We start from the raw sequence: 248 nt of genomic DNA on the forward strand, positions 1-248 counted from the left end.
CGTGCCGCCATAGCTGACCGTCTTTTCCTGCATCGCTTCCAGCAGCGCAGCCTGCGTCTTGGGCGGGGTGCGGTTCAGTTCGTCGGCAAGCAGCAGGTTGGTGAACACCGGCCCCTGCTGAAAGCGGAAGCTGCGATGGCCGGTGCCGTGATCCTCCTCCAGCAGGTCGGTGCCCAATATGTCGCTTGGCATCAGGTCGGGCGTGAACTGCACACGGCGGAAATCGAGCTTCAACGCTTCGCCGAGCG

The 248-nt window shown here is 63.7% G+C and carries 1 protein-coding gene; it reads right to left on the bottom strand.

From position 1 onward, the window contains the following. Positions 1 to 248: AAA family ATPase (locus OH705_RS28245; RefSeq protein ID WP_267303576.1), on the bottom strand; the 248-nt coding region annotated here is incomplete at both ends.

The organism is Pseudomonas sp. BJa3 (assembly GCF_026343815.1).
Taxonomy (GTDB): domain Bacteria; phylum Pseudomonadota; class Gammaproteobacteria; order Pseudomonadales; family Pseudomonadaceae; genus Aquipseudomonas; species Aquipseudomonas soli.